Origin of the sequence: Xanthomonas populi (genome assembly GCF_002940065.1) — a bacterium.
Lineage (GTDB): Bacteria > Pseudomonadota > Gammaproteobacteria > Xanthomonadales > Xanthomonadaceae > Xanthomonas > Xanthomonas populi.
Genome location: NZ_MDEJ01000231.1, coordinates 1 through 3,273, shown reverse-complemented (window position 1 = coordinate 3,273; position 3,273 = coordinate 1). Strand labels below are relative to the sequence as shown.

Below are 3,273 nucleotides of genomic sequence, written 5' to 3'. Positions count from 1 at the left end.
GTGCGCATCTCTTCACTCGTGTCTGCGAGGAGCACGGCATCGAACACCGCTTGACCAAGGTCAAGCATCCCTGGACCAATGGGCAGGTCGAGCGGATGAATCGCACGATCAAAGACGCCACTGTCAAACGCGTCCACTACAACGATCACGCACAACTGCAACAACATCTGGCCAACTTTATCGACGCCTACAACTTCGCTCGCAGACTCAAAGCCCTGCAGGGTCTGACACCGTACGAATTCATCTGCACGCAGTGGACATCCGAACCCGAGCGGTTCAAGGTGAATCCGATCCATCTCATGTGCGTCCGTGCCGATGGGAACATCGGTTCCAGGGTGGGGCAGATGCGCTAAATGGGTATCTGTGTCGGCTCCCCGCTGCCAGGTTATGCAGCGTTACTCGAGCGGCAAGTCCCACGGTGACCAGCTGATCAGATGGCGCCAATAGCGCTGCTCCTTCATCGGCCGGCAAACGAATCGCCACCTTCAGCAATGACGAGACTACGAGGCCGGACGGCGGCGGCTCGAACTCCAAGTCCGCAATCGTGCCAGCCTTGTCAAGGGCAACGGGGTGCGTCAGTGGAACGACCGTTCGCATTGCTGCGGCGTGTTGTCCGATGGCAGGCGCCGGTATCGATTGCTCCGGAGCAGCGCCGCGCACAGCCAATCCTGTGACCGCGGCTGCAAGGAAGCGCTGGCAAAATCGCTTGACTGGAAACGTTGGCACGACGGGTCCTTGCCTGGCTGGACGTGGTCCGGACATTCTCCAGAGCCTTGTTGCTGGCCCTGCGTGCGACCCGATTCTAGGGGACTTGGGGTGTAAGAGACGCAGGCAAGTCACGGAACCTGCATGCATTGCGTGTCACAGCGGCTTCAGCCAGTGCCACCGTGCGCCGAGAATCGCGACGAAATCCTGGTGCCGCGCCCATGCATCCAGTGCCTCGCGCGTCGCAACAGTGGCCTCGACCACCCACACCAGCCGGCTCATTGGCGCCAACCGCCCACAATCGGCGAAAATAACTGCCTGTCAGCTTCTGCGGCATGTGGTCAAGCGCTCCGCGCCCTGCCCGTGCGCTCAGCTGCCACCGCCTTCTCTCGTCGGCCACCCGCCGCCATTGCCACGGCTTGTGCCGCCTCATTCGGATCCACCTTGAATACCAACGCCCCGCCCCTGCCCGCCGACGACCCGCCCCTCACAGACCGCCTGCGCGTGGCGCTGGATCTGCTGGAGGCCATTGAGGCCGACCGCAGCGTGCTCGACGCGCTGCCCGAGGCCGACCGCGTGCGGCTGCACAAGGTGGTGGCCAAGGTCTATCACCCAGAGCCGAAGGCGCGGCGGCAGTTGCTCAAGCAACGCGAACGCGAGCGGCATCAGGAAAAGGTACGCAAGGCCGAGGCGCTGCTCGAACAACGCGGCATCCGCGCACTGCGACGCAAACCGGTGTTCAGCACTCCGAACGTCTTCCCGCCCCATGCCGCCGGCCTGCACGACGCGCACAACGGCCAGAACGCCGCTGCCGCGCCGGAGCCCACGCATTCGCCGGAGCTGCGCCACTGCTATGTGTGCAAGCAGAAGTTCACCCAGCTGCATCACTTCTACGATCAGATGTGCCCGACCTGCGCCGAGCTGAATTACTTCAAACGCACCGAAACCGCAAACCTGCGCTGGCGCGTGGCGCTGCTGACCGGCGGCCGGGTCAAGATCGGCTACCAGGCCGGTTTGAAGTTGCTGCGTGCCGGTGCCGAACTGATCGTCACCACGCGTTCCCCGCGTGATTCGGCCGCGCGATATGCGCAGGAACCAGACTTCGCCCAGTGGGGTCATCGGGTGCAGATCTTCGGTCTGGATCTGCGCCACACGCCCAGCCTGGAGGCGTTCTGCAGCCAGCTCCTAGCGACGCGCACGCGGCTGGATTTCATCATCAACAACGCCTGTCAGACCGTGCGCCGCCCGCCGCATTTTTACGCGCATATGATGGCCGGCGAAACCGCCGCACTGCATGAATTGCAGGAGACAGTGCGCAACTTGGTCGGCCATTACGAAGGCCTGCGCACGCCCGAGTTGTTACGCGATGCCTCGGCGATGGCGCTGCCGGCTGTGCATGGTCGCGGCCTGGACGGCGCCGATGGGCTCACCCGCGCCGCCGAGTTGTCGCAAGTGGCGTTGCTGGACGACGAACTGGTCGGTCAGCAGCACCTCTTCCCCGATGGACGGCTGGATCAGGATCTGCAGCAGGTGGATCTGCGCGGGCGTAACTCGTGGCGCCTACTGATGGACGAAGTTCCCTCGGTGGAGCTGCTGGAGACGCAGCTGGTCAACGCCATCGCCCCCTTCATCATCAACGCGCGCCTGAAGCCACTGATGTTGCGCACGCCCGAGCGCGACAAGCACATCGTCAACGTCTCCGCAGTGGAAGGCCAGTTCTACCGCAACTTCAAGACCACCCGCCACCCGCACACAAACATGGCCAAGGCCGCGTTGAACATGATGACGCGCACCTCCGCGGCCGATTATCAAAACGACGGCATACATATGAACAGCGTCGACACAGGCTGGGTGACCGATGAAGATCCGGCCGACATCGCCGCGCTCAAGGTGAAGGAAGAACGCTTCCATCCACCGTTGGACATCGTCGACGGCGCCGCCCGCATCGTCGACCCGATCATCCAAGGCGCCAACACCGGCGAGCATGTGTGGGGACAGTTCTTGAAGGACTATGCGCCGACGGATTGGTGAGCAGACCGAAACTCCATCGTAGATAGATTTGAAGAATCAGCAGGCGCGCCTGCATGACATGGTGCAACCTGATTAGCCCTGACATTCAGCCGCCAGTCGCAGGATCTGCGCCGCGCTTTGTGGATGCTGCTGTCACCTGAAGCCAACGCGGTGACGTGATGCGCAGCAATGCCGTGCAGTTCCAGGCGGGATGATCGATGCCTGAGTTCTTCGCGTCCTACGGCGTCGAAGCCACGTGCTATCGCGCGCTGTACAAGTGGCGCTGGCCGCAAGGCTTTCGTTGCCCTGTCTGCGCCGGACGGGTGCGGTCGCGTTTCAAGCGGGGTGCTGCGATCTATTCCCAATGCAGCGCGTGCCGGCATCAGACCAGCCTGATTGCAGGCACGATGTTCCAAGGCACCAAACTGCCGCTGCGCACCTGGATGCTGGCGTTGCACCGGTTGACCTCGACCAAAATCAACATGGCCGCACGGGAGCTGATGCGTCATCTGGGGATCAACTACAAGCGCGCCTGGCGGATGAAGCACAAGATCATGC

4 protein-coding genes are annotated in these 3,273 nt (G+C 62.7%); 3 read left to right on the top strand and 1 reads right to left on the bottom strand.

Going from position 1 to position 3,273, the window contains the following annotated elements; translation table 11 throughout:
- A partial coding sequence (locus XpopCFBP1817_RS20185) for an integrase core domain-containing protein (protein ID WP_146090200.1) occupies nucleotides 1–353 on the top strand: 353 nt, incomplete at its 5' end.
- Between the two features lie 508 nt (nucleotides 354–861).
- Here XpopCFBP1817_RS20185 and XpopCFBP1817_RS23665 read toward each other — a convergent pair.
- Nucleotides 862–987 carry a hypothetical protein gene (locus XpopCFBP1817_RS23665; RefSeq protein ID WP_279627142.1) on the bottom strand — a complete coding sequence of 42 codons (126 nt, stop codon included), beginning with the start codon at nucleotides 985–987 and terminating at the stop codon, nucleotides 862–864.
- A gap of 162 nt (nucleotides 988–1,149) precedes the next feature.
- Here XpopCFBP1817_RS23665 and XpopCFBP1817_RS20180 point away from each other — a divergent pair, with 162 nt between their 5' ends.
- Together XpopCFBP1817_RS20180 and XpopCFBP1817_RS20175 are read left to right on the top strand one after the other, a co-directional pair.
- The gene (locus XpopCFBP1817_RS20180; RefSeq protein WP_128418434.1) at nucleotides 1,150–2,736 is read left to right on the top strand and encodes an SDR family NAD(P)-dependent oxidoreductase; all 1,587 of its coding nucleotides are present in this window, start codon (nucleotides 1,150–1,152) and stop codon (nucleotides 2,734–2,736) included.
- Between the two features lie 197 nt (nucleotides 2,737–2,933).
- A partial coding sequence (locus XpopCFBP1817_RS20175) for a transposase (RefSeq protein WP_244171277.1) occupies nucleotides 2,934–3,273 on the top strand: 340 nt, incomplete at its 3' end.